Annotated in this window: 21 protein-coding genes; 10 read left to right on the top strand and 11 right to left on the bottom strand. The window is 71.7% G+C overall.

All coding sequences use genetic code 11. The features are described 5' to 3' along the window. Positions 1-47: 47 nt before the first annotated feature. The 3 genes from FJ108_01010 to FJ108_01020 are packed head-to-tail and all read right to left on the bottom strand — an operon-like array spanning position 48 to position 3,106. Positions 48-1,328: an MFS transporter gene (locus FJ108_01010; protein MBM4334478.1), complete on the bottom strand. Its 1,281-nt coding sequence runs from the start codon at positions 1,326-1,328 to the stop codon at positions 48-50. Then, positions 1,329-2,282, bottom strand: a complete 954-nt coding sequence (locus FJ108_01015; protein MBM4334479.1) for a hypothetical protein — start codon at positions 2,280-2,282, stop codon at positions 1,329-1,331. Between the two features lie 38 nt (positions 2,283-2,320). Next, entirely contained in the window at positions 2,321-3,106 is a 786-nt protein-coding gene (locus FJ108_01020; GenBank protein ID MBM4334480.1) for an SDR family oxidoreductase, read from the bottom strand. 50 nt (positions 3,107-3,156) lie between these two features. Here FJ108_01020 and FJ108_01025 point away from each other — a divergent pair, with 50 nt between their 5' ends. The 4 genes from FJ108_01025 (at position 3,157) to FJ108_01040 (ending at position 7,326) form a co-directional block, all read left to right on the top strand. Then, positions 3,157-3,936 (top strand): enoyl-CoA hydratase, encoded by a 780-nt coding sequence (locus FJ108_01025; GenBank protein MBM4334481.1) that lies wholly within the window; start codon positions 3,157-3,159, stop codon positions 3,934-3,936. Positions 3,937-3,947: 11 nt separating this feature from the next. Further along, positions 3,948-4,547: a TetR/AcrR family transcriptional regulator gene (locus tag FJ108_01030; protein MBM4334482.1), complete on the top strand. Its 600-nt coding sequence runs from the start codon at positions 3,948-3,950 to the stop codon at positions 4,545-4,547. A gap of 34 nt (positions 4,548-4,581) precedes the next feature. Then, positions 4,582-6,126 carry an aromatic amino acid lyase gene (locus FJ108_01035; protein MBM4334483.1) on the top strand — a complete coding sequence of 515 codons (1,545 nt, stop codon included), beginning with the start codon at positions 4,582-4,584 and terminating at the stop codon, positions 6,124-6,126. Positions 6,127-6,201: 75 nt separating this feature from the next. Beyond that, entirely contained in the window at positions 6,202-7,326 is a 1,125-nt protein-coding gene (locus tag FJ108_01040; GenBank protein ID MBM4334484.1) for a hypothetical protein, read from the top strand. 1 nt (position 7,327) lies between these two features. On the opposite strand, the gene FJ108_01045 is transcribed toward FJ108_01040, so the two are convergent. From FJ108_01045 to FJ108_01065, 5 genes are read right to left on the bottom strand one after another with little or no spacing between them, the layout of a single operon-like run. After that, positions 7,328-8,635, bottom strand: a complete 1,308-nt coding sequence (locus FJ108_01045) for a hypothetical protein (GenBank protein ID MBM4334485.1) — start codon at positions 8,633-8,635, stop codon at positions 7,328-7,330. Beyond that, entirely contained in the window at positions 8,635-9,117 is a 483-nt protein-coding gene (locus tag FJ108_01050; protein MBM4334486.1) for a GNAT family N-acetyltransferase, read from the bottom strand. The genes FJ108_01045 and FJ108_01050 overlap by 1 nt, the downstream gene beginning before the upstream one ends. 47 nt (positions 9,118-9,164) lie before the next feature. Next, positions 9,165-10,946 carry an ABC transporter ATP-binding protein gene (locus FJ108_01055; protein MBM4334487.1) on the bottom strand — a complete coding sequence of 594 codons (1,782 nt, stop codon included), beginning with the start codon at positions 10,944-10,946 and terminating at the stop codon, positions 9,165-9,167. Beyond that, complete coding sequence (locus tag FJ108_01060) at positions 10,933-12,732, bottom strand: ABC transporter ATP-binding protein (protein MBM4334488.1); 1,800 nt, start codon at positions 12,730-12,732, stop codon at positions 10,933-10,935. The genes FJ108_01055 and FJ108_01060 overlap by 14 nt, the downstream gene beginning before the upstream one ends. Before the next feature lie 19 nt (positions 12,733-12,751). After that, a complete protein-coding gene (locus tag FJ108_01065) occupies positions 12,752-13,366 on the bottom strand; it encodes a glutathione S-transferase family protein (GenBank protein ID MBM4334489.1) in 615 nt (204 codons plus the stop codon). Positions 13,367-13,403: 37 nt separating this feature from the next. Here FJ108_01065 and FJ108_01070 point away from each other — a divergent pair, with 37 nt between their 5' ends. From FJ108_01070 to FJ108_01085, 4 genes are read left to right on the top strand one after another with little or no spacing between them, the layout of a single operon-like run. Further along, positions 13,404-14,276: a fumarylacetoacetate hydrolase family protein gene (locus tag FJ108_01070; GenBank protein ID MBM4334490.1), complete on the top strand. Its 873-nt coding sequence runs from the start codon at positions 13,404-13,406 to the stop codon at positions 14,274-14,276. Next, positions 14,273-15,817: an acetolactate synthase large subunit gene (locus tag FJ108_01075; protein MBM4334491.1), complete on the top strand. Its 1,545-nt coding sequence runs from the start codon at positions 14,273-14,275 to the stop codon at positions 15,815-15,817. Before FJ108_01070 ends, FJ108_01075 begins: the two co-directional genes overlap by 4 nt. A 9-nt stretch (positions 15,818-15,826) precedes the next feature. Continuing rightward, positions 15,827-16,540 (top strand): hypothetical protein, encoded by a 714-nt coding sequence (locus FJ108_01080; protein ID MBM4334492.1) that lies wholly within the window; start codon positions 15,827-15,829, stop codon positions 16,538-16,540. Beyond that, positions 16,330-17,301 carry a glutathione S-transferase gene (locus FJ108_01085; protein MBM4334493.1) on the top strand — a complete coding sequence of 324 codons (972 nt, stop codon included), beginning with the start codon at positions 16,330-16,332 and terminating at the stop codon, positions 17,299-17,301. Before FJ108_01080 ends, FJ108_01085 begins: the two co-directional genes overlap by 211 nt. Here FJ108_01085 and FJ108_01090 read toward each other — a convergent pair. From FJ108_01090 to pyk, 3 genes are read right to left on the bottom strand one after another with little or no spacing between them, the layout of a single operon-like run. Beyond that, positions 17,298-18,062 carry a hypothetical protein gene (locus FJ108_01090; GenBank protein ID MBM4334494.1) on the bottom strand — a complete coding sequence of 255 codons (765 nt, stop codon included), beginning with the start codon at positions 18,060-18,062 and terminating at the stop codon, positions 17,298-17,300. The two genes, FJ108_01085 and FJ108_01090, sit on opposite strands and share 4 nt — an antisense overlap. Positions 18,063-18,067: 5 nt before the next feature. After that, positions 18,068-19,840 (bottom strand): hypothetical protein, encoded by a 1,773-nt coding sequence (locus FJ108_01095; protein ID MBM4334495.1) that lies wholly within the window; start codon positions 19,838-19,840, stop codon positions 18,068-18,070. Positions 19,841-19,891: 51 nt separating this feature from the next. After that, on the bottom strand, positions 19,892-21,406 hold the full coding sequence (gene pyk / locus FJ108_01100; protein MBM4334496.1) for a pyruvate kinase: 1,515 nt from the start codon (positions 21,404-21,406) through the stop codon (positions 19,892-19,894). 48 nt (positions 21,407-21,454) lie between these two features. Between pyk and FJ108_01105 the strand changes: the two genes are divergently transcribed. Beyond that, positions 21,455-22,375 carry a class I fructose-bisphosphate aldolase gene (locus tag FJ108_01105; protein MBM4334497.1) on the top strand — a complete coding sequence of 307 codons (921 nt, stop codon included), beginning with the start codon at positions 21,455-21,457 and terminating at the stop codon, positions 22,373-22,375. Positions 22,376-22,400: 25 nt separating this feature from the next. Beyond that, positions 22,401-23,810: an amidase gene (locus FJ108_01110; GenBank protein ID MBM4334498.1), complete on the top strand. Its 1,410-nt coding sequence runs from the start codon at positions 22,401-22,403 to the stop codon at positions 23,808-23,810. The last annotated feature ends 6 nt before the right edge of the window (positions 23,811-23,816 follow it).

Genomic DNA, 23,816 nt, shown 5'->3' on the forward strand with positions numbered 1-23,816 from the left:
GCTTCGCCCGGAGCTGGAACGCAAGCGAGCTTGCACCGCGTCGCGAGTCAGCCCGCGAAGTCGCGCGGCTCGCTGAGCCGCAGGGCCACGAGCGCCGCGGCCGCGAGCTTGAACGCGATCGCGGCGAAGAACACCGACGGAAAGTCCAGCGCGGTCGCGAGCACGCCCCCTGCCAGCGGGGCCACCACGCCCATCGCCTCGGTCGCCGCGTTGATCACGGCGATTCGCAGCGGCAGGTCCGCGCGCGTTCCGAACTCCAGCACCAGGTTCTGCTGTCCCATCATGAACCCGCCCGAGCCCGCGCCGAGCGCCACGAAGACGGCGATCAGCGCGCCGAAGCCGTCCGCGCCGAGCAGCACGAACGTGCCCGCGATCCAGATCGCGAGCGACCCCAGGAACACGGCGCGGAAGCCCACGCGATCCGCGATCACCCCCCAGAGCAGGTTCAAGGTGGTGGCCGCGAGCAGGAAGGCGGCCGTGAGCAGGCCGAGCTCCTGCCCGCCGATCGAGAGCGCCTGGTTCGCGTACAGCACGTAGTACGGCATCGCGATCCGCCCGAGCGCGCCGAGCACGCAGGCGAGCAGGAACACGCCGAAGTTCCGATCCGCGCGAAGCAGCCCCGGAAGGTCGGCGAGCCGCGCCGCCACGCCGCTTCGCTCGCGCACGGCGGGCGCGTCGGGCTCGCGGATGAACAGCAGCATGAGCAGCCCCGCCTCGGTCAGCACGAACGCGACCAGGAACGTGGCCGCGTAGCCGTTGCCCAGCGCATTCGTCTCGACCAGCCAGGTCCCGCCGAGATACGCGACGCCCGCCGCGGTCACGCCCGCGAGCGCGTTGCGCAGACCGGAGAGGCGCCCGCGGTACTCGACCGGGATCACCTTCGCGAGCAGAACGTTGAAGATCACGCCCTGCATCCCCATGAAGAAGCCGAACAGGCCCAGGAAGACGCAGACCACGGCCAGGTTCGACTGAACCGGCAGGAAGAACCCCGCCAGCGCGATGCCGAGCACCTGCAGGCGCAGCAGCGATCCGGTCCGCATGCCCATCGGCAGCACCTTGCGGCGGTGCTCGATCAGCGTGGCCGAGAACAGCGGCGACAGGCACTGGCCGAGCGCCTGCGCCGCGCGCGCGAGCCCGACCACGAGCTCCGAGCCCGAGAGCGAGTAGATGTAGGCGGGCACGAAGGTCGGCGCCTGGATCAGCCGGAACCCGGTCTGGCCGAAGATGCCGTGGCCCAGGTGCGCGGCGTAGTTCCGGCGCAGGTTCTGGCGCACGAGCTCGTCGAAGTCGGCTTCGGCGCGCGCCTCGATCTCTTCCGCGGCCGCCACCTATGCCCCCAGCAGCGCCGCGCCGAGCTCGAGCGCGCGCTCCGCGCGGGCGGTCGTCCCCAGGCAGGCGAGCCGTGCCGCGCCGATCGCGCGGCGCAGGATCTCGACGCCCGCGAAGCCCCGGGCGCTTGCGGCGAAGTCGCGGTCGGGGCGATCCCCGCGCGTGTATCCCTCGAGCAGCGCCTGCTCGCACGCGGCGAGCCTCGCCTCGTCCCGCGAATGCGCTCGGTGCAGGTGCACGTGCGCGAAGGCCTGTCCGAGATCGAAGGCCGGGTCGCCGACGTGCGAGATCTCGGCGTCGATCAGCCGCGGGCGCACACCCTGCACCAGCACGTTCGCGGCCTGCGGATCGCCGTGGACCAGCGCCTCCGCCGTGCCGTAGTACCGCTCGCGAAGCTCGGCGATCCGCCCGCGCAGGCCCGGCCGAGCCAGCACGTCGGCGGCGAGAGCGCGAAGCCGCGGCTCGATCGGGAAATCGTTGGGCTCGTAGGGCAGCGTGAAGATGTGCTCGCCGTGGAGCCTGCGCATCTCGTCGTTCGCGAAGCGCGTCGCAAGCCCGGCCGCGTCCGCGCGCGTCGCGCGGTGGACCTCGGCGAGGAACTCGCCGAGAAGCGCGAGCGTCGTCGGCTCGGCGCGGCCCTCGGCGAGGAGCGCGTCGAGGCGCTCGGCGCGGTCGATGTCCTCCATCACGAGCACGCGTTCGGCCTCGTCGAAGAAGACCAGCCTCGGGGGAACGTCCGCGCGCTGCGGAACGCGCTCGCGCACGATCTCGAAGTAGCGCGCCTCGAAGACCATTCGCACCGGGTCGACGCGGTAGTCGGGGAAGCGCTCCAGAGCGCCGCGCGCCTGCTTCACCACGAACGACCGCCCGTCGGGCGCGCGAGCCCGGCGCACCCAGTTGATGTTCCCGTCGCCCGCGGGCTCGACCGACACCCCGCGCGCGTCCGCGAGCACGCCGACGCCCGCCAGGTAGTCCGGCAGCGTCGCGTCGCTCAGAGACAGGTGGACGAGCCCCCGTCGACGGGAACGATCGTCCCGGTCACGTACGCCGAGGCGCGCGACGCCAGGTAGATCGCGGTTCCCGCCACGTCCTCCGGCTCGCCGATGCGCCCGCGCGGATTCGACTTGCGGATCATCTCGCCGAAACGCGCAAGCGTCGCCTTCATCATCTGGCTCTCGAACGGGCCGGGAGCGATCGCGTTCACGTTCACGTTCTCGCCCGCGAGCCGCCGCGCGAGCACGCGCGTCAGGTGGTGCAGCCCCGCCTTCGCCGCGGAGTAGGCGTAGGTGTCGAGGATCGGCACGTGCAGGCCGTCGATCGAGCCGATGTTGATCACGCGCGCGGGGTCCGCCGCGCGTCCCGCCTTGCGCAAGAGCGGCAGCAGGTCGCGGGTCAGGAAGAAGATCGACTTCAAGTTCAGGTCCATGACCTTGTCCCAGCCGGACTCCGGGAACTCGTCGAGCGGCGCGCCCCAGTTCGCGCCCGCGTTGTTCACCAGGATGTGCAGCCCGGGCTCGCGCGACGCGAGCTCGGACACGAGCCCGGCCACCCCCTCCATCGTGCCGAGGTCGGCGGGGATTCCTATGCAGGTCCCGACGCGAGAGAGCTCGGCGGCGGCCCGCTCGCAGGCGTCGGCCTTTCGCGAGCAGACGTAGGTGCGCACGCCGTTCTCGACGAAGCCGCGCGCGATCATCAGGCCGATGCCGCGCGTACCGCCCGTGACCAGCGCCACCTTGCCATCGACGGAGAAGAGCTCGCCCAGCTTCACGCGCCGCATCGTACCCGATGCACCCTGTACAATGCCGTCCCGAAGTAGCGGAGGGGCAAATGGCGGAGTTCTGCAAGGTCGAGCGCGAGGGGCACGTCTGGACCGTGACCATCGACCGCCCGGAGGTCATGAACTCCCTGCACCCGCCGGCAAATCGCGAGCTCGCGGCGGTCTGGGACGAGTTCGAGGCCGACCCCGAGGCCTGGGTGGGCATCATCACCGGCGCGGGCGAGCGCGCATTCTCGGCGGGAAACGATCTGAAGTACCAGGCGATGGGCGGCGACATGCGCGGCCAACCCGCGAGCGGCTTTGCCGGCCTCACCTCGCGCTTCGGCCTGTCGAAGCCGCTGATCGCCGCGGTGAACGGCGTGGCGATGGGCGGCGGCTTCGAGATCGCGCTCGCCTGCGACCTGATCATCGCGTCGGAGAACGCGCTCTTCGCGCTGCCCGAGCCGCGGGTCGGGCTCGCGGCGCTCGCGGGCGGGCTGCAGCGCCTGCCGCGGATGATCCCGCTGAAGCAGGCCATGGGCATGATCCTGACCGGCCGCCGCGTCGGCGCGCAGGAGGGCAAGCAGCTCGGCTTCGTCACCGACGTCGCGAAGCACGACGCGCTGCTCGCGACCGCGCGCGGCTGGGCGGAGCAGATCCTCGAGTGCTCGCCGCTCTCGATCCGGGCTAGCAAGCAGACCGCGCTGCAGAGCTTGTCGATCCCGGACCTGCAGGACGCGATGCGCAACTCGCTCTACCCGGCGATCGCCGACATGGCGCGGAGCCAGGACTTCGTCGAGGGGCCGAAGGCTTTCGCCGAGAAGCGCAAGCCGCGCTGGACGGGTCGCTAGAAGCCAGCGACATGACGAGCCCCGCTGCACGAACCGACCAACGTCGAGAGCGCATCGTCGCCGCGCTGGGCGCGTGCATGCTCGCGCGCGGCTTCGCGGCGACGAGTCTCTCGGACATCGCTCGCGAAGCGGGCATGTCACCGAGTCACCTGCTCTACTACTTCAAGGGCAAGAACGCGATCCTGCACTGCTACTGGGAGGCGGTGGCCGCAGGGCTGCTCGAACGCCTGCGCGAGATCGAGCCCGCGCCGCTGGAGCGGCGCCTCGATCTGCTAGCGGAGGTGTTCTTCTCCGGGGTCGTCGCGACCCAGACCGAGGTCGGCATCGTGCTCGAGATCTTCGGCCTCGCGGTCCACGACAAAGAGCTCTACCGCACGAAGGCCGAATTCGACCGCGAGATCAAGACCTGGATCGTCAGGCTTCTCGAGCAGTGTCCGCGACCGCTGGACTCGGCGATCCACGCCGCGGCCGAGGCGGTGTACTCGCTGCTCATGGGCCTGTGCACCGCGGCCTACTTCGACGAGCGGCTCGGCTTTCCGGAGGCGCGCCGGATCTTCCTGATGTCGCTGCGTCAGGTCGCGGGCTTCGAGGAGCCGCTGCGCGCCCGCTAGCGCGGCCCCGCTCGTTTCCTTACAACGAGGCGGGGTGACGAGTCCGTCCGAGAGCGATCTGTACGTCGGGCGTGCGCCCGTCAGCGTCGAAGATCTGCTCGCGCTCGCGCGTTTCGAGCGAGCGCCACGGCTCTGGGCCGACCCGGCGTACCGCGCCCGGCTCGACGCCGCGCGGCGAGCCGTCGAGCGGCGGCTCGACGACGGGCTGCCCGTGTACGGCGTGACCACCGGCGTGGGCTCCGCGGTCATGACCGCGGTCCCGGCGCACGAGCGATCGGGGATTTCGCGCTTTCTCGTCGAGTCCCTGGGTGTGGGAACCGGTCGGATCCTCGATGAACGCGAGGCCGCGGCGGTCGTCGCGGCGCGGCTGATCTCGCTCGCGTCGGGCCACTCGGGCGTGCGTCCGCTCGTGCTGGAACGGCTGTGCGACTTCCTGAACGCGAGGCTGCTGCCGCGGATTCCGGAGCAGGGCTCCGTCGGCGCGAGCGGCGACCTCGCGCCGCTCTCGTATCTTGCCGCCGCGCTCGCGGGCGAGCGCGAGGTCACGCTCGCGGGACGCGTGAGATCCGCCGCCGAGGCGCATGCGGAGCTCGCGCTCGCGCCGCTCGAACTCTCGCCGCGGGAGGCGCTCTCGCTCGTGAACGGGACCAGCGTGATGACGGCGCTCGGCTGCCTCGCGCTCGACGACGCGCTCCGCCTGGCGCGCCTCGCCTGCGCGCTCACCGCGGTCGCGAGCCGCTGCGTGCACGGCAACGCTTCCCACTTCGACGCGCGCCTGGCCGCCTGGAAGCCGCACGCCGGTCAGGTGCGCGCGGCGGCCTGGATCGCGGAGGACCTCGAGTACGATCCGGCGCGGCCCATGCCCGAGCCGGCCCGGCTGCAGGACCGCTACTCGATCCGCTGCGCGCCGCACGTGATCGGCGTGCTGCTCGACGCGGCCACGCTCACCCGCGGAGTTCTCGAGGTCGAGCTGAACTCGGCCAACGACAATCCTCTCGTCGATCCGGACACGGGCGACGTGCTCCACGGCGGGAACTTCTACGGCGGCCACGTCTGCTTCGCGCTCGACGCGCTGAAAGGGGCGCTGGCGAGCGTCGCGGATCTGCTCGACCGCCAGCTCTCGCTGCTCTGCACGCCCGAGGCCACCGACGGGCTGCCCGCGAATCTGATCGCGCCCGAAGGCCCGGCGCGCGCGGTCCAGAGCGGCTTCAAGGCGATGCAGGTCGCCGCGTCCGCGCTCACCGCCGAGGCGCAGAAGCTCTGCGCGCCGGCCGCGGCGTTCAGCCGCAGCACCGAGTCGCACAACCAGGACAAGGTGAGCCTTGGCACGATCGCCGCGCGCGACACGCGCCGCGTGGTCGAGCTCGTGGAGACCGTCGCCGCGATCGCGCTCCTCGCCTGCTGCCAGGCGATCGAGCTGCGCCGGGACGATTCTCCGACGCGGCGTGGCCGTGCCCTGCTCGAGGCCGTCCGCAAGGAGGTCCCGATGCTGCGCGAGGACCGGCGACAGGACCGCGACATCGCGCGCGCGCTCGCCCTGCTGCGCGCCGACCTCCTGCCGCTCGGGCCGCTTCCCTAGCCCGGCGCCGCTCGGCGCGCTGCGGCTCCCCCGTGTCAGAATCCCGCCGAGCGCAGGCTCGCGGAGGAGTCGCCCATGCTCTCGAAGTTCGACGACTACCCGATCCACCAGACCTCGGAGCCGATCGCGGTGCCGGCCGCGACCGACCGGAATGCCTACGACCGCTACTGGTTCAACGGCTACACCGACGACGGGGAGTTCTACTTCGGCGTGGCCGCGGCGCTGTACCCGAACCTCGGCATCATGGACTGCGCCTTCAGCATCGTCCGCGACGGCGAGCAGCACGCGTTCCACGCCTCGCGGCGCGCGCCGCGCGAGCCGAGCGCGGTCGAGGTCGGGCCGTTCCGGATCGAGATCATCGAGCCGCTCCGGGCGCTGCGCGTGGTGCTCGCGCCCAACGAGACCGGGATCTCCGCCGACCTGCTCTGGATCCCGCGCACCTCGAGCTTCTCCGAGGGGCAGCAGCGCCAGCGCCGTCGCCGCGGCACGATGGACGCGACGCGCTTCAACCAGTTCGGCAAGTGGAAGGGCGAGATCCGCTACGCTGGACGGCGGCTCGCGATCGAGCCTTCGCGCGTGTACGGAACCAAGGATCGCTCGTGGGGCGTGCGCCCGGTCGGCTCGCCCGATCCGGGCGGTGCGCCGCCGTCGCCGGGCGAGCCGGGCGGGATCTTCTTCCTCTGGGCGCCGCTGCACTGGAAGCACCGCTGCACGCACGCGGGAATCTTCGAGACCAACCAGGGCGTGCGCTGGCACTGGAACGGCTCGACCGTGCCGGTCTACGACGATCCCGCGCAGATCCCGCTCGTGGACGACCCGGGCCACGCGCCGCTTCTCGCGGTCGACCACCAGATCGAGTACGCCCCGGGCACGCGCCGCGCGAGCCGGGCGTTGATCACGAAGGTCGAGCTCGACGGCACGCGAAACGAGATCGAGCTCCTGCCGCTCACCTGCTTCCGCATGAAGGGCATCGGCTACCAGCATCCGGTCTGGGGCCACGGCATGTGGCGCGGCGAGCTCGCGATCGGCGGCGAGTCGTGGAAGTGCTCCGACCTCGACGAGAACGCGCTCGAGAATCAGCACATCCAGCAGGTCATGCGCGCGCGCTGCGGAAGCGACGTCGGCGTCGGCGTGCTGGAGCAGATCTGCATCGGTCCGTTTCCGAAGTACGGACTCACCGGCTTTCTAGACCCGGCCTGAGCTAGCGCACCGGGCTGCTCTGCCACATCAGGTCGGCGATCGCGCGCTGCCCTGCGATGTTCGGGTGGAAGCAGTCGCTGCCATTGATCTGGTCCGGCCCGAACTCGAGCGTTCCGACCGAGGGCAGGGCGAGGCCCGCGTACTCCGCGACCACGCGCAGCCCGCGCGGGTTCTGGCCGTTCGAGTTGGAAGTGTAGGCCGCGGCGGTCTCGACCAGGATCTCGTTGTAGCGCAGCTGCCGCTCGGCAATCGCGGCGAGCCGCAAGGCTTGCGTCTCGGAGTTCAGCGTCCCGGAATCGGTGGCGATGCGGCAGACGTCGGCGACCGCCCAGACCAGCTCGCAGTCGACATCGGACTCCTGGCTCTGCTTCGCCACGCCAGCGGCGTACAGGTCCTGCACGCGCGGTACGCTGCCGAGGTAGATCGTAGCTCCGGAGGGCAAGCCGGCCGTGAGCGCGGAGAGGCCGAGCTCGACCGCATCACGCCACTCCTGGTCGGTGAAGAGCGGGCTCGCGCAGTGGCCGGGCTGCGCGCAGTCCCGGCTGCAGATGTCGTTGCCGCCCAGCAGCACCAGCGCGAAGTCGGGGAGCGGGCTCTGCGAGAGGATCCGGCCCGCCTGGATCGCGAAGCTGTCGCTGCCGCCGCGCATGCGCGCGCCGCTCGCGGCGGCGGAGCCGACGGCCACGATCGCAGGGTCGAAGAAGCGGTAGCGGGTGCGCAGATCGAAGACGCTCGACGAGCTGCCGTTGAACCAGGAGTACTGCGGCTGCTCGACGCCGCCGAACGCGCACTCGAGCAGACAGGCGAAGCCGACGTTGCACGTGCAGCTCGCTGCGAAGCCGCGCGTAATGCTGTCGCCGGCCACGGCCATCCGCCGCGGCAGCTCCCCGGCTCCGACCTCCGCGCGGCAGACCGGCTCGAGCGAGGCGGTCCCCGCCAGCGCCGCGCGAATTCGCGCCGAGTCGAGCCCGTCGCAGTCCATCGATCCGCCGACGACGCTGCACTTCGCGGGCTCGTCGACGCCGGGGCCGAGCGCCGCGAGCGCGCGGCGAAGCACGACGCTGTCGACCAGGTCGACGCGGCCGTCGCCCTGCGTGTCGCCGCACTCGCATGCGTCGCCCGTGCCGTTGGCGGGGGCGCTCGAGTCGAGCTGGTCGGCATTGGCGACGAACGGGCAGTTGTCGAACAGGTTGGCCAGGCCGTCCCCGTCGAAGTCGCTGCTCGACTGCGCGCTCGCCGAGGCGGTCGCGACGAGCGCCAGGATCGGGCCGAGGAGAGCTGCGAGAAGGGCGTGCCGGAGCGATCGCATCAGAGCCTCTTGGTGACGAAGAACGTCGGCGCTTCCCAGCCGCCGAAGCCGAACTCGCGGTACAGCTTCTGCGCGCCGGTGTTCGTCTGGTGCACCTCGAGCGTCATCTTGCAGCAGCCGCGCGCTCGGGCGCGGCGCTCGGCGTCCTCGAGCAGCGCGCGCCCGATGCCGCGACCGCGCTGCGCGGGAAGCACCGCCAGATCGTGGACGTTCAGGAAGTCCCGGCCGGCGAAGGTCGAAAAGCCGAAGAAGCAGACCGCGGCACCCACCGGCCGCTCGTCGAGACACGCGAGCAGCACGAAGATCTGCGGGTGCGCGCGCAGCCCGGGCACCAGCGCCTCGCGGGCGCCGGCCGCGAGCGGCGCGTTCTGTCCGCCCGGCTCGCGCGCGTACGCGTCGAGGATCTCGTAGAGCGCGTCCGCGTCGCCCGCGCGATCGAGATCCGCCGGGCGGATCGTGACGCGACTCGCACTCGTCTCCATCTCGGGGCCCCTTCCTGCCGCGCCAGCACTGCCGCGCCAGCATACGACTAGCGATAGGCCGCCGCTTGGATCCCGTACAGCTCGGAGTACGGGCCGCCTCTCGCCATCAGCGCCTCGTGCGTGCCGGTCTCGACCACGCGGGCGCCGTCGAGCACGACGATCAGGTCGGCCATGCGCACGGTGCTGAATCGATGCGAGACGAGCAGGGTGATCTGCTCGCCGCGCGCGGCCCGCGCGTAGCGCTCGAAGAGCGCGTGCTCGGTCTCGGCGTCGAGCGCCGCGGTCGGCTCGTCGAGCACGAGCAGGAGCGGCGCCTCGCGCATGAAGCCGCGCGCGAGCGCGAGCTTCTGCCACTGGCCGAAGGACAGGTCCGCGCCTTCGGGCCAACTGGGGCCGAGCTGCGCGTCGAGCCCGAGCGGGAGCGCCGCGACGACGTCGTCCGCGCCGGCGCGGTCCAGCGCCGATCGGACCGCGGGCTCGTCGTCGAGCCGCGGCAGATCGCCCAGGCCGACGCTGTGGCGAGCGCGGAGCTCGAAGCGGAAGAAGTCCTGGAACGCGCCCGCGAGCCGATCGCGCCAGCCGTCGGCCGGGATCCGCGCCAGCTCCACTCCGTCGACGAGAATGCGGCCGCTGGTCGGCCCGTAGAGACGGCAGAGCAGCTTCACGAGCGTGCTCTTGCCCGCGCCGTTCTCGCCCACGATCGCGACCACCGAGCCCGCCGGGAGCTCGAGATTCACGTCGTCGAGGACGCAGCGATCCGTGCCCGGGTAGGCGAACGAGACGTTCTCGAAGCGGATTGCGCGCTCGATCCGCGCGGGCACGGGTGCGTCCGTCTCGCGCACGAGCGACGCCGCGTAGTCCTCGAGCCACGCCATTCGCACCGAGCCGTCGAGCCAGATTCCGCGCAGGAAGCCGATCTCGCCCACCGTCGCGCCGAGATACGCCGAGAGCCGGGCGCCGGCGGCGAGCACGAGCAGCACGTTTCCCGGCGAGAGGGGCTCGAGCCGCGCGACGAACACGACCGCGCCGACGTACGCCCCGCCGAAGATCGCCCAGGCGAGCGCGTGCCACGCGGCGCTCGCGAAGCGCGCGCGCGCGACCGGCGCGTACCAGCGCTCCCAGGCCTCGCGGCGCTGTCGCACCAGGCGCTCGCCGATCCGCGTCACGCGCAGCTCCTTGCCCGGAGCCGCGCTGGTCGCCGTGTCGAACAGGTGCCGCGCGAGCCGGTTCGCGGCGGCGCCGCGCTCCTCCATCAGGCGCTCGACGCCGGGACGCCAGCTCGCGGTGAGCACGGTCGGGAGCGCGAGCGCCGCGAGCAGGATCAGCGCGGGATGGACCGAGACGAGCAGCGCGAGCGTCACGCCCAGGCGCAGCACCCAGCCGCAGGTCGAGAAGAGCGAGGCGTACATGTGGTCGAGCACGAAGACCTGGTTGCGCAGCACGGCGAGCCGATCGAGGTATTCTGGCCGCTCGTGGTGCGCGATCGTGGCCAGGCCGGCCTGCAGTCCGGCCACGTGCGACTCGAGCGCGATCGAGACCTGGTCGCGGAACCGCCGCTGCGTGCGATCGCTGACCACGCGCAGGAACCAGGTCGCTGCGGCCGAGGCGCCGAGCCCGAAGCAGGCGCCGAGCACGAGCGCGCGGTCGCCCGCGAGCACGGCGTCGGCGAGAAGCTTGAACAGGAACGCGAGAAGCGCGTCGGGCAGCGCCGCGAGAAGCGACGATCCGAACGCGACCGAGAGCAGCAGCGGCTCGGCCTGGTAGCCGCGCGCGAGCGCCCGCCACATCGACGGCAGGCCGGCGGGAAGCGGAACCTCAGTCGAGGACATCGAGCCCCGCCTCGGCCTCGGCCGCGTCTTCGAAGCGCGACGCCTGCAGCTCGAACATGGTCCGGTAGCGGCCGCCGCGCGCCAGAAGCTCGTCGTGCGTGCCGAGCTCGACGACCGCGCCGCGCTCGAGCACGCAGATGCGATCGGCCTTGCGCACGGTCGAGAAGCGGTGCGAGATCAGGATCGTGGTGACGTGTCTCGTCCGCGCGAGGATCCGCTCGAAGATCTCGGCCTCGCCGCGCACGTCGAGCTGCGCCGTCGGCTCGTCGAGCAGAACCACGCCGGCTCCGAGCCGCACCGCGCAGAGGGCGCGCGCGAGCGCGATCCGCTGCCACTGGCCGCCGGAGAGATCCGTGCCGCCCGGATAGCCGCGCGCGAGCACCGCGTCGAGATCGGCGAGCTGCGAGGCGCCCGCGTCCTCGAGCGCCGCGCGGATCACGCCGTCGGGCGCGCCGGCGGGAGCGACGTTGTCCCGAAGCGACAGCTCCAGGCGGACGAAGTCCTGGAACACCGCCGCCAGTCGCGAACGCCAGCCGTCGATCTCGAGCGAGCGCAGGTCGATGCCGTCGATCTCGATCGACCCGCGCTGCGGGTCGTAGAGCCGGCAGAGCAGCTTCGCGAGCGTCGTCTTTCCCGCGCCGTTCTGTCCCACGATCGCAAGCGACGAGCCCGCCGGGATCGCGAGGTCGAAGTCCTGGAGCACCGGCTCGCCCGCCGTCGGGTAGGCGAAGCCGACACCGCGAAGGCGGATCTCGCGCGCCGGCATTCCCGCGGCCGACCGCTCGCCGTCGCGCAGGTCGCCCGCGCGGCTCATCGCGGGGCCGAGCCTGAGCGCCGCCGCCGCGGGCGCCGACGCGGTGTCGAGCGCCCAGGAGAGCCCTCCGAACGCGATCATGCTCGCTCCGACCGCCGCGCTCGCGAACGTGACCAGCGCGCCGAGCGGCAGCGCGCCACTGGCCGCATCTGCACCCATCGCGCCGAGCACGGCCAGGTTCGCGCCGAGCACGAGCAGCAGGCTCCACACAACTGGCCTCTCGCGGAGCCGCGTCGCCTGCCAGCGCAGCTCGAAGAGCAGGCGCCGGCGCGAGCGGAAGCGCTCGACCGTCCAGCTCGCGAGCCCGAAGAGCCGCAGCTCCTTCGCGGCGGGCGGATCGACCGCCAGGCGATAGGCGTAGTCCGCATGCCGCTGCGCCTCGCGCACCTCGTCGGTGTTGCGGTCGCGCCAGACTCCGCTCTCGCGCAGCAGCCAGTGCGTGGCGAGCCAGGCCCCGCCGAGCACGAGCGGGGCCCACCACGCGTAGCCGAACAGCAGCACTGCCGAGGCGAGTCCGCCCAGAAGCTCGACCAGGCCGCTCGCGATGAAGTCCATCGAGATCGAGAGCGGCGGCCCGCTGATTCCCAGGTCGAAATCGCGCGCCATGGCCAGGTCGTTGGCCAGCTCCGGGTCCTCCAGGTGCCCCATTCCCGGCGGCCGCACGCAGGCGATCGCGAGCCGGTCGTAGAGCCAGGCGGCGGTGCGGCTGCCGAGATTCGCGCCGAGCGCCAGGTGGATCGGCGAGAGCACCTGGAGCAGGACGAAGACGACACCGACGAGTGTCAGCGGGCCGGCAAGCGATCGCGATTCCTGCAGCGCGCCGACCAGCTCGCCCATCGCCACGGCGAAGAGCGCGGGCAGCGGCCCGCGAAGCACCAGCACGAGCCACCAGCCTGCCGCGAGCGCGCGGTCGGCCCGCGGCAGGACGCCGAAGAACTTCCACTCGTTGCGGTCGCGCAGGCTCGCGATCACGGCGTGAGCTCCGATTCCCCTAGCTCGGCACGGCCATGCCCCTCGCTACGGCCGGGCGAGCGGCGATCCGCTCCAGCCACGCGACCACGCTCGGCAGCTTCATCAGCTCGGGCATTTTGAGCGCCAGCGGAAACGAGAGCCAGGGGTAATGCATGATGTCGCCGATCGAGTAGTCACCCGCGAGATACTCGCGCCCGTCGGCGAGGATCCGGTCGAGCACTCCGTAGAGTCGCGCCATCTCGGCCGAGAAGATCTGGATCATCTCGGCGTTCTTCTCGCCCTCCTTCCGCAGCGCCGCCCCGAGCCGGCCCAGGTTAGGCCCGACGCCGCCGGTCTGGAAGAACGCGAGCTGGATCGCTTCACCGCGCTTGCGCGCGTCCTTGGGCAGGATCAGCCCCTTCGGGTCGTGGCGCTCGCCCAGGTGCAGCAGGATCGCGCCCGACTCCCAGATCACGAGCCCGTCGTCCTCGAGCACGGGGATCTTGTGGTTGGGGTTCAGCGCCAGGAAGTCCGGCTTCATCTGCTCGTTCGCGCCGAGGTCGACCAAGCGCAGCTCGTAGGGCAAGCCGAGCTCCTCGAGCGCGATCGAGACCTTGCGTCCGTTCGGGGTGGCCCAGGTGTGAAGGCGCAGCATCGGATTCTCCTTCGGGTGTTGGCTTATACTGCCGCGCGTGTTGCTTGCGACGTTCACGCACGGGGGAATCACGAGGATCGGCGTCGCCGTCGGAGACGAGCTGGTCGACCTCTCCGCGGCCGCGCCCGAGCTTCCGCGCGAGATGGAGGCGTTCCTGGCCGCCGGTCCCGACGCTCTCGAGCTCGCGCGCGGCGCGACCCGACGCGGGCCGCGAGTCCCCATCGCGCAGGTCAAGCTCGAGGCGCCCTGCCTGCGACCGCGGAAGTTCCTGGCGATCGGGCTCAACTACGCGGACCACATTGCTGAGACCGGCCGACCGGCGCCGGAGTTTCCGGTCTTCTTCAACAAGCAGACCAGCTGCGTGAACGGGCCCTACGACCCGATCTGGATGCCGAGGGTCTCCGACAAGCTCGACTACGAGGGCGAGCTCGCGCTCGTGATCGGCCGCCGTTGCCGGCACGTGCCGAAGGCGCGCGCAATCGAGGTGATCGCGGGCTACCTGATCTGCAACGACGTCTCGGTGCGCGATTGGCAGCAGCGCGCGCCGACGATGACGCTCGGCAAGTCCTTCGACACGCACGGCCCGCTCGGCCCGTTCCTGGTCACGCCCGACGAGCTCGGCGACCCGCACGACCTCGACCTCGAGACGACCGTCGACGGCGAGCGGCGCCAGAAGTCGAACACGAAGAACCTGGTCTTCGACTGCTTCGACCAGATCGAGACGCTCTCCACCGCGTTCACGCTCGAGCCCGGCGACGTGATCAGCACGGGAACCTGCGGGGGCGTCGGCGTCGCGATGAATCCGCGCGGATACTTGAAGCTGGGTCAGCGCGTGCGCGTTTCGATCTCGGGCCTCGGGCAGATCGAGAACCTCGTCGTGCCGGAGCCTTCGGACAGCGCGCGGATATGAACGGCGCCGAGGCGCTGATCCGCACCGCCGTCGCGTCGGGCGTCGAGGTCTGCTTCGCGAATCCCGGTACCACCGAGCTGCACCTCGTGGCCGCGCTCGACGCGGTGCCGGGAATTCGCGCGGTGCTCGGCCTCTTCGAAGGCGTGGTCACCGGCGCGGCCGACGGCTACGCGCGAATGGCGGGCAAGCCCGCGCTCACGCTCACGCACCTCGGGCCCGGCTTCGCCAACGGCATCGCGAACCTGCACAACGCGCGGCGCGCGGGCTCGCCGGTCGTGAACCTGATCGGCGACCAGGCCACCTGGCACCTCGACGCGGACGCGCCGCTCACCAGCGACATCGAGTCGCTCGCGCGGCCCGTCTCGCTCTGGCTGCGCAAGGCGAAGACGGCTGCGGAGCTCGGGCGCGATGTCGCCGAGGCGATCGCCGCAGCCCAGCGCGCGCCGGGCGGAGTCGCGACGCTGATCGTCCCGGCGGACTGCGCCTGGGGCGAGGCGCCCGGCCCGTCGCGACCGGTCGCGGTCGAAGCGGCGAAAAAGGTCGGCTCGGATCGGATCGACGCCGCCGCGCGCGCGCTGCGAAGCGGCGAGCCCGCAACGATCCTGCTCGGCGGGAGCGCGCTCTCGAGATCCGGGTCGCTCGCGGCGGCGCGAATCGCGGCGAAGACCGGCGCTCGGGTGCTGTTCGGCACCTTCCCCGCGCGCGTCGAGCGCGGCGCGGGTCTGCCGGCGTTCGCGAAGTTTCCGTACTTCCCGGAGCAGGGCATCGAGCTGCTCGGCAAGGTCGGCCAGCTCCTGCTCGCGGGCGCGACCGAGCCGGTCGCGTTCTTCGGCTACCCGAACCTGCCGAGCCGGCTCGCGCCGCCGACGTGTCGCATCTCTGTGTTGGCCCGGCCCGAGGACGACGCGGCGGGCGCGCTCGAAGCGCTCGCCGACGCCCTCGGCGCGGGCGAGAGCGAGTACGAGCTCGCCGCCAGCGTCCGGCTCGAGCCCGCGACCGGAAAGCTCACGCCCGACTCGCTCGGCCGCACGCTCGCCGCGCTCCAGCCCGAGAATGCGATCGTCGTCGACGAGGCGGCGACCTCGGGCGCGCCCTGGTTCGGCTACGCGAGCGGCGCGCTTTCGCATTCGTCGCTCGGCCTCACTGGCGGCGCGATCGGGCAGGGGCTGCCCAACGCGGTGGGCGCCGCGATCGCCTGCCCGGACCGACGCGTGATCGCGCTGCAGGCCGACGGCAGCGGCATGTACACGCTGCAGGCGCTCTGGACCGCGGCGCGCGAGTCGCTCGACGTCACGGCGATCGTCTGCGCCAATCGCATGTACCGGATCCTGAAGGTCGAGCTCGCCCGCGCCGACGTCCGCGATCCGGGCCCGGCCGCGCGCGGTCTCACGGATCTGGGCCCTCCGAACCTCGACTGGGTCTCGCTCGCGCGCGGAATGGGCGTTCCCGGCGAGCGCGTCGAGACCGCCGAGGAGCTCGCAGCCGCGCTCGGCCGCTCGTTCGGCGAGCGCGGGCCCCATCTCGTCGAAGCGGTGCTCTAGGTCGACGCGATGGCAGGCATCAAGCTCGACCACGTCGCGATCGGCCTGCCTCGCTTGGAGCTCGCAAAGCCCCTCTTCGAGGGCGTGCTGCGCGGGGCGGTCGCGGGCGGACATCCGGGTGTGCCGTTCGGGTTCCTGCAGTGGGAGTTCGCCGGCGGCGGGAGGATCGAGGTGATCTACCCGATGGGCCCGCCCGACGGCTTCCTGCACCGCTTCCTCGAGCGCGGCGGGCCGCGCATCCACCACGTCACGTTCAAGGTGCCGAGCCTGGACGAGGTCTGTGCGCGCGCGGCGGAGCTCGGCTACACCATCGTGGGTAGCGACCGCTCCGATCCGCACTGGCAGGAGGCGTTCCTGCACCCGAAGCAGGCGCAGGGAATCGTGGTGCAGATGGTGGAATCCCAGCCGCGCCCCGGTGGCGAGATGATCCTCTCGCCGCGGCTCTCCGCAGACGCCGCGCGCGTTCTCGGTGTGCGGCTCTCGGCCGCTTCCGCGGACGCCGCGCGGCGACAGTGGAGCGAGCTGCTCGGCGCGGAGTGCGAGAGCTCGGGCGCGACGCTCCGCTTCCGCTGGCCCGAGTCGCCGCTCGCGATCCTGGTCGAGGTCGAGCCCAAGCGAGCCGAGGGCCCCGTGCAGATCGAGGTCGAGGCCGCGCGGGATCTAGCGCTGCCCGAAACGAACTACCCGGAGCTCGGCACCCGCTTCGCGCAGGTGCCAGGGTGACGAAGTCGGCCATCGTCCTGCACCAGTTCCCCTTTTCGCACTACAACGAGAAGGTGCGCTGGGCGCTCGACTGGAAGGGGATCGCGCACGAGCGCGTCGACTATCTGCCGGGCCCGCACGCGCCGCAGATGCAGCGTCTCTCGGGGCAGATGCAGGTGCCGGTGCTTCAGATCGGAGACCGCACGATCGCCGGATCGGCGGCGATCATCGACGCGCTCGAGCAGCTCCAGCCCGACCCGTCGCTCTACCCGGCCGACCCGGCGCGACGAGAGCGCGCGCTCGCGCTGCAGCGGCACTTCGACGACGAGGTCGGCCCGCGCGTACGCTGCGCGCTCTTCTCCGTGCTGATCCGGGAGCCGGCGTACCTGTGCCGGATCTTCGCTGGAAGGCGGAGCGCGCCCGTGCGCGCGGGCTACCGCGCGCTCTTTCCGGTCACGAAGCAGGTCGTGGGCCGGAGCATGAAGCTCTTCGACGCGCGCGCCGTCGACGACGCGTTCGCGGGCACGCGCGCAGCGCTCGACCTCGTCGCGCGAGAGGTCGGCCCGAGCGGCCAGCTCGCAGGAGACAGCTTCAGCGTCGCGGATCTCACCGCCGCCGCGAACCTCGCGCTGCTGGTGCGGCCGGATCATCCCGACATGGCGCGTCCGGAGCCGGTGCCGGACTCCGTGCGCGAGTTCATGGCGGCCTTCGCATCGCATCCGGCGCTCGGCTGGACGCTCGAGCAGTATCGCCGCCATCGGCCCGATCGGCGGGCGCTCTAGAACTTCGGCTCGCGCTTCTGCAGGAAGGCCGAGGTGCCCTCGACCATCTCGGGCGTGCCGCAGAGCTCGCCGAAGATCCGCGCCTCGCGCTCGATGCCATCGGCCAGCGGCAGGTCGAGGCCCTCGCGGATCGCGCGCAGCGACGCCGCGAGCGCGCGCGGGCCGTTCTTCAGGCACTCGGCGAGGAACTGCCTCGCGCGCGGAAGCAGCGCGTCCGGCTCGACGACCTCGTTCACCAGGCCGATCGACAGCGCCCGCTCGGCCGAGATGTGGCCTCCGTGCAGGATCAGCTCGGTCGCGACTCCGCGGCCGACGAGTCGCGGCAGGCGCTGCGTGCCGGCGAAGCCCGGCAGGATGCCGAGCTTCACCTCGGGCTGGCCGAACTTCGCCTTCGTCGACGCGATCCGCACGTGGCAGGCGAGCGCGAGCTCCGTGCCCCCGCCGAGCGCGAAGCCGTTCACCGCCGCGACGACCGGCTTGTCGAGGTTCTCGATGCGCGCGAAGACGGCCTGCCCGCGGCGCGCGAACTCGAGGCCCGTGCGCGCGTCGAGACGCGCGATCTCGTCGATCGCCGCGCCCGCGACGAACGCCCGGCCGGCGCCGGTCACGATCGCGGCGCGGATGCCGGGCTCGCGCTCGACGCGCGCGATCGCCAGGTCGAGCTCGCCGAGCAGCCCGACCGAGAGCGAATTCAGCGACTCGGGCCGGTTGATCAGCAGCGTCGCGACCCCGTCCTCGCTCGAGAGCTCGACTTGCGCCATCGAAGCTAGACCTCGACGCCGACGAGCGCGCGAAGCCGCTCGGGCGCGGTGCGGTGCAGGAATTCCCCGGCCGGCAGGCGCTCCGGATTCTCGTGCTTGATCGCGCGCAGCAGGCCGATCAGCACCGGCACCATCTGCTCCGACGAGATCTTCTCGTAGAGCACGTGCGCGATCCGCGTGCCCTCGCGCGAGCCGCCGACCGCGATCATGTGCGCGTTCTTGCCGAAGCCCGTGACGCCGATCTCGGCCGAAGGCGGGCGCGAGCAGTGATTCGGACAGCCGGCCATGCGCACCACCACGTCGACGTCGCCGAGCCCGGCGGCCTCGACCGCATCGCACAGACCGGGAACCGCGCGCTCCGCCTCGGTCATCGCGAGCCCGCAGGTCGGAAGCGCCGGGCAGCCGAACGCCTGCCTGCGGAAGAGCGAGATCGCGCCGGCGGGCCGGACGCCGTGCGCCGCCAGCGTGGCGTCGACGAACGCGCGCCTCGTGGCGGGCACGTGCGTGAGCAGCAGGTCCTGGTTGCAGGACACGCGCACGCAGACCTCGGGAAGCTCCGCCAGCACCGCGCCGACCGCCGAGCGCATCCGACACGAGTCCGTGTCGCGCACGCGGCCGCTCTCGACCGGAATGCCGAGGAAGAAGCGCTCGTCGCCGACCTCGCGGTGCCAGCCGTGCCAGAAGCGGTTGGGCGGGATCGGCTGCGGGGCCGCGTCCTTCAGATCGAGCCCGAAGCGCTCGCGCAGCTCGGCTTTCACGCGCTCGACGCCCAGGCGCCGGATCGTGAACTTCCAGCGCGCCATGCGCCGATCGCCGCGATCGCCGTGGTCGCGCTGCAGCATGGCGATCGCGCGTGTCGCGGCCACGACCTGCTCTCTCGGCACCCGGCCGAGGTAGAGCGCGAGCAGCGCGCGGGTCTGCGGGTTTCCGTGCGTCGTGCCCAGACCCCCGCCACCGTACAGGTCGTACTCCTGCGCGATCGCGCCGCCGTCGACGACCGGCAGGAAGGCCACGTCGTTGGTCAGTGCGTCGACGGAGTTGTCGTGCGCGTGCGCGAACGCGACCTTGAACTTGCGGGGCAGGTACTGGCGGCCGTAGATCGGCTCGTCGCTCGTGATCGGCGTCTCGATCTTGCCCGCCTCGTCGGTGAGGAAGATCTGGTAGTAGGCCGAGGAGCGCGGGGCCAGCTCCATCGCGACCGCGTAGGCGAGCTCGCGCGAGCGGAGCGGCAGCTCGGGGATCAGGTCGTCGACCGGCGAGCAGAGCGTGTTGCGGTTCACGTCGCCGCACGCCGCGATCGTCGACATCTGGTAGCCGTTGTTCGGGTAGTCCTGGCCGAGGAAGCGCACCAGCGCCCCGAGATACGGCGCCTTCACGTGGTGGAACTGGATCGCCTGACGCGTGGTCAGCCGCAGCGTTCCGTCGCCGAAGCGATCCGCCGCCTCGCAGAGCGCGCGGAACTGCGCGCCGGTGAGCTCGCCGCCCGCGGGCACGCGCATTCGCACCATGAAGATGTAGTCGTGCGTCTTGCGGCCATCGACGCGCTCCTGCTGCTTGTAGATCCCGAAGTGCTTCGAGATCTCCTTGGCCTCACCGGAGAGCGTCGCGGCGCGCCCCGCCGCCATGTCGTCGAGCTCGGAGCGAAAGCTGTGCTTCGTCTTGCCGGCGACCCAGAACAGCCCCTCGCTCTCGAGCTTCAGCCGCTCGTTCTTCGACATCTCGTCGAGCGGCGAGTCGGCGAGCGTGACGGCCTTGGGGGGGGAGGCGTCCTTGGACATGGGCAGGCGACCTTACCCTGTTGAGGCTGGCCGGGCAAAGGTCGTTTCAGATCACTCGCGCGGGTCGCTGTCCCACTCGCCGGAGTCGATCACGCGCACCAGCTTCATCCAGGGCACGCGGCGCTGGTCGCCGGCGATGTGGCCGACCAGGAGCAGGAAGTCCGTGCCGTCCAGCCGGCCGATCTCCCGCTCGAGCTGCTCCAGGCTCATCTTGCCGCGCGGGCAGAGCACCGGGCGCACGCCGTAGGGCAGGGCGAGCCGGCGCCAGGTCTCCTCGTAGCGGGTGGGGGCGACGGTCGGCACGCCCGGGCGTTGGCGCGAGAGCAGCCGCGCCGCGATCCCCCCGCGCGACCAGGTGACGATCGCTCGCGCGCCGCACTCGCGCGCGGTGCGCACGGCGGCCTGCGAGAAGACCACGAGCTCGCGCAGCTCGCCCGAGATCCCGTCGATCGGAACCTCGGCGTGGCTCGGGTAGGCGTCCTCGGTGGCGTCGATGATCCGGCTCATCGCGCGGCACGCGCGCACCGGGTCGGCGCCGATCGCGGTCTCGTCGGAGAGCATCACGGCGTCGGTTCCGTCGAGCACGGCGTTCGCGACGTCGGTGATCTCGGCGCGCGTCGGCCGCGGCGCGGTCACCATCGACTGCAGCATCTGCGTTGCGGTGATCGCGGGCCGCCCCGCGCGGATCGCCGCCTGCACGATCCGCTTCTGCTCGATCGGCACGCGCTCGAACGGGATCTCGAGCGAGAGGTCGCCGCGGGCGATCATCACCGCGTCCGCGCGCGCGAGGATCGCCTCCAGGTTCTCCAGCGCGAGCTTCGTCTCGATCTTCGCGACCAGCGGCGTCGGTCGACCCAGGCTCTTCAGCACCCGGCGCACCGTCGAGATGTCGTCCTCGGTGCGCACGTACGAGACGCCCACCAGGTCGACGCCGAGCTCGACGCCGAGCTCCAGATCGCGCAGGTCCTTCTCCGCCAGGATCGGCCGCGCCGAGAGCCCGCCGGGCGCGTTCACGCCCTTGCCGCTGGTGATCGTGCCGCCCACCACGACGCGGCAGTGGATCTCGCTCGCGTCGACGTCCAGAACCTCGAGCTCGACCGCGCCGTCGCCGAGCAGGATCGGGCCGCCCGGCCGCGCCTCCTGCGCCAGGTACTCGTCGGGGACCGGCAGCGTGCGCGCATCACCCTTGGCAAGCCCGCAGCCCAGCGTGACCAGCGCCCCGGTCTCGAGCGCGAGCGTCGCCGGCTCGAGCTCTCCGAGGCGGATTTTGGGGCCCGAGAGATCCTGCAGCACCGCCACCGGCCGCCCGCTGGCCAGCGACGCCTCCCGCACGCGTGCCACGGTCTCGCGGTGCTCCGCCTCGGTGCCGTGGGCGAAGTTGATCCGAGCCACGCTCATGCCCGCGTCGATCAGACCCCGCAGGGTCGCGTTCGAGCGCGTGGCGGGCCCGAGAGTGCAGACGATCCGTACCGCACGAGTGCGCATCCATCTCCCGCTACGGCGCGGCATGGGCTTTGCTTGATCCCGAACGGGACAGCGGCCGCGCCGGATTCGATGGGATAACATGCCCGCGATTCTTCCGGGCGCGAGCCTTGGAAACCTGGAGGCCACAGCGTGACGACCAAACGTGTGAAGGAAATTCTCTCCTGGTACAGCGCCGACAACGCGGGCACGAAGGCCAATCTGGCGCGGATGCTGAACCACGGACGGCTCGCCGGGACCGGCAAGATGGTGATCCTGCCGGTCGACCAGGGCTTCGAGCACGGGCCCGCGCGAAGCTTCGCGCCCAATCCCGCGGGCTACGACCCGCGCTACCACTTCGAGCTTGCGATCGACGCGGGCTGCAACGCCTATGCGGCGCCGCTGGGCTTTCTCGAGGCCGGCGCGGCCGAGTTCGCGGGCGACGTGCCGATGATCCTGAAGCTGAACAACAGCGAGTCGCTCGCGAAGGGCGGCGAGCCGCTTCCCGCGATCACCGGCTCGGTGGACGAGGCGCTCCGGCTGGGCTGCGCGGCGATCGGCTTCACGATCTACCCCGGCTCGGGCGAGGCCAAGACCATGTACCGGCAGATCGCCGAGCTCACCGAGGAGGCCAAGCGCAAGGGGCTGGCCGTGGTGGTCTGGTCGTACCCGCGCGGCTCGAGCCTGTCCAAGGAGGGCGAGACCGCGATCGACGTCGCCGCCTACGCCGCGCAGATCGCCTGCCAGCTCGGCGCCCACGTCGTGAAGGTGAAGCCGCCCTCCGCGCACATCGAGCAGGCCGAGGCGAAGAAGGTCTACGAGAAGGAGAAGATCCCCGTCGCCACGCTCGCCGAGCGGGTGCGCCACGTGGTGCAGAGCGCGTTCGGCGGCCGGCGCATCGTGATCTTCTCGGGCGGCCCGGCGAAGGGGAAGCAGGAGATCCTGGACGAGATCCGCGGGCTGGCCGACGGCGGAGCGTTCGGCTCGATCATGGGCCGCAACTCCTTCCAGCGCCCGAAGACCGAGGCGATCGAGCTGCTGCACGAGGTGATGGACATCTACGCGAACGCCTGAGGCGATCCGGCCGTATACTGCGCGGATGGACGATCCGCTCCGCCTCTCCCTGGTCGAGCTCACCAGCGCCCTCTCGGCTCGCAAGCTCTCGCCCGTCGAGCTGCTCTCGGCGGTGTTCCGCCGCTTGGACCAGCGCAACGCGGAGCTGAACGCGGTGGTCGCCATGTACGACCGCGACGCGCTCTTCGCGCAGGCGCGCGACGCAGAGGCGCGGATCGCGCGCGGCGAGGCGCGACCGCTCGAGGGCGTGCCGCTCGGGGTGAAGGACCTGGAGGACTGCGCGGGGCTGGTCACCTCGCACGGCTCGATCCCGTACCGCGAGAACCTGGCCACGCAGGACTCGGTGCAGGTCGCGCGGTTGCGAGGCGCGGGCGCGATCCCGATTGGCAAGACCAACGCGCCCGAGTTCGGCTACACGGCGATCACCAAGAACCTGATCTTCGGCGTGACCCGGAACCCCTGGAACACGGCGCTCACGCCCGGCGGCTCGAGCGGCGGCTCGTCGGCCGCGCTCTCCGCCTGCCTTCTGCCGCTGGTCACCGCGAGCGACGGCGGTGGCTCGACGCGGATTCCCGGTAGCTTCGTCGGCGCGTTCGGATTGAAGCCCACGTTCGGCCGGATTCCCAACGAGTCGAAGAGTCTCTGGTCCTACGGCGACACGGCGGTGCAGGGGCCGCTCACCAAGACGGTCGCGGACAACGCGTTGTATCTCGACGTCACTTCGGGTTACTCGCCCGAGGATCCGAGCTCACTGCCGCACCCGGGCTTCTCCTACCGGGCGAAGCTCGCCGACGGCGTGCCGCGAAAGCTTCGGATCGCCTACTCACCCGACCTGGGCTACGCCGTCGTGCAGTCCGACATCGCGCAGGCGGTGTACGACGCGGCGAAGCTCTTCGAGCGGCTCGGCCACGAGCTGGTCGAGATCAAGGGCGGCCCGCCGAAGATGGGGCAGGCCTGGGGAATGTGGGGCGCGTTCGAGCTCGCGGCCGCGAACCTGCAGCATCTTCCCGCGCGCGAGGCGGACTTCGGCCGCGCGGTGCTGGCCTCGATGAAGCTCGCCTGGCAGATGACACCGGAATGGTTCAGGGAGCAGGCGATGCGCCGGCTCGAGCTCTCGCGCTGGTGCAACGCGGTCTTCGCCGAGCACGATCTGCTGATCACGCCGACGGTTCCGTTCGACCCGCCGCCCGCGAAGGGGCCGTTCCCGCTCGAGACCGAGGGCCGAGCGCAGCTCGACTGGGGCGTCGCGTCGTTCACGATCCCGTTCAACCTGTCGCTGCACCCGGCGGCGTCGCTTCGCGTCGGGCTGTCGCGAGCCGGGCTTCCGATCGGGATGCAGCTCGTGGCCGAGCGACACCGCGACGAGCTGGTGCTGCAGGCCGCGCACGCCTTCGAGCGCGAGCGTCCGTGGCACCCGCACTGGCCCGTGGCATAGTCCGGC

It is taken from the genome of Deltaproteobacteria bacterium (genome assembly GCA_016875225.1).
GTDB lineage: Bacteria > Myxococcota_A > UBA9160 > SZUA-336 > SZUA-336 > VGRW01.

Bases quoted from the DNA above. Each gene is read 5' to 3' on its own strand.
- FJ108_01110 (MBM4334498.1), top strand. From the start codon at position 22,401: ATGGACGATCCGCTCCGCCTCTCCCTGGTCGAGCTCACCAGCGCCCTC.
- FJ108_01095 (MBM4334495.1), bottom strand. From the start codon at position 19,840: ATGTCCAAGGACGCCTCCCCCCCCAAGGCCGTCACGCTCGCCGACTCG.
- FJ108_01090 (MBM4334494.1), bottom strand. From the start codon at position 18,062: ATGGCGCAAGTCGAGCTCTCGAGCGAGGACGGGGTCGCGACGCTGCTG.
- FJ108_01020 (MBM4334480.1), bottom strand. From the start codon at position 3,106: ATGCGGCGCGTGAAGCTGGGCGAGCTCTTCTCCGTCGATGGCAAGGTG.
- FJ108_01055 (MBM4334487.1), bottom strand. From the start codon at position 10,946: ATGTCCTCGACTGAGGTTCCGCTTCCCGCCGGCCTGCCGTCGATGTGG.
- FJ108_01075 (MBM4334491.1), top strand. From the start codon at position 14,273: ATGAACGGCGCCGAGGCGCTGATCCGCACCGCCGTCGCGTCGGGCGTC.
- FJ108_01080 (MBM4334492.1), top strand. From the start codon at position 15,827: ATGGCAGGCATCAAGCTCGACCACGTCGCGATCGGCCTGCCTCGCTTG.
- FJ108_01065 (MBM4334489.1), bottom strand. From the start codon at position 13,366: ATGCTGCGCCTTCACACCTGGGCCACCCCGAACGGACGCAAGGTCTCG.
- FJ108_01040 (MBM4334484.1), top strand. From the start codon at position 6,202: ATGCTCTCGAAGTTCGACGACTACCCGATCCACCAGACCTCGGAGCCG.
- FJ108_01025 (MBM4334481.1), top strand. From the start codon at position 3,157: ATGGCGGAGTTCTGCAAGGTCGAGCGCGAGGGGCACGTCTGGACCGTG.
- FJ108_01045 (MBM4334485.1), bottom strand. From the start codon at position 8,635: ATGCGATCGCTCCGGCACGCCCTTCTCGCAGCTCTCCTCGGCCCGATC.
- FJ108_01050 (MBM4334486.1), bottom strand. From the start codon at position 9,117: ATGGAGACGAGTGCGAGTCGCGTCACGATCCGCCCGGCGGATCTCGAT.
- FJ108_01030 (MBM4334482.1), top strand. From the start codon at position 3,948: ATGACGAGCCCCGCTGCACGAACCGACCAACGTCGAGAGCGCATCGTC.
- pyk (MBM4334496.1), bottom strand. From the start codon at position 21,406: ATGTTATCCCATCGAATCCGGCGCGGCCGCTGTCCCGTTCGGGATCAA.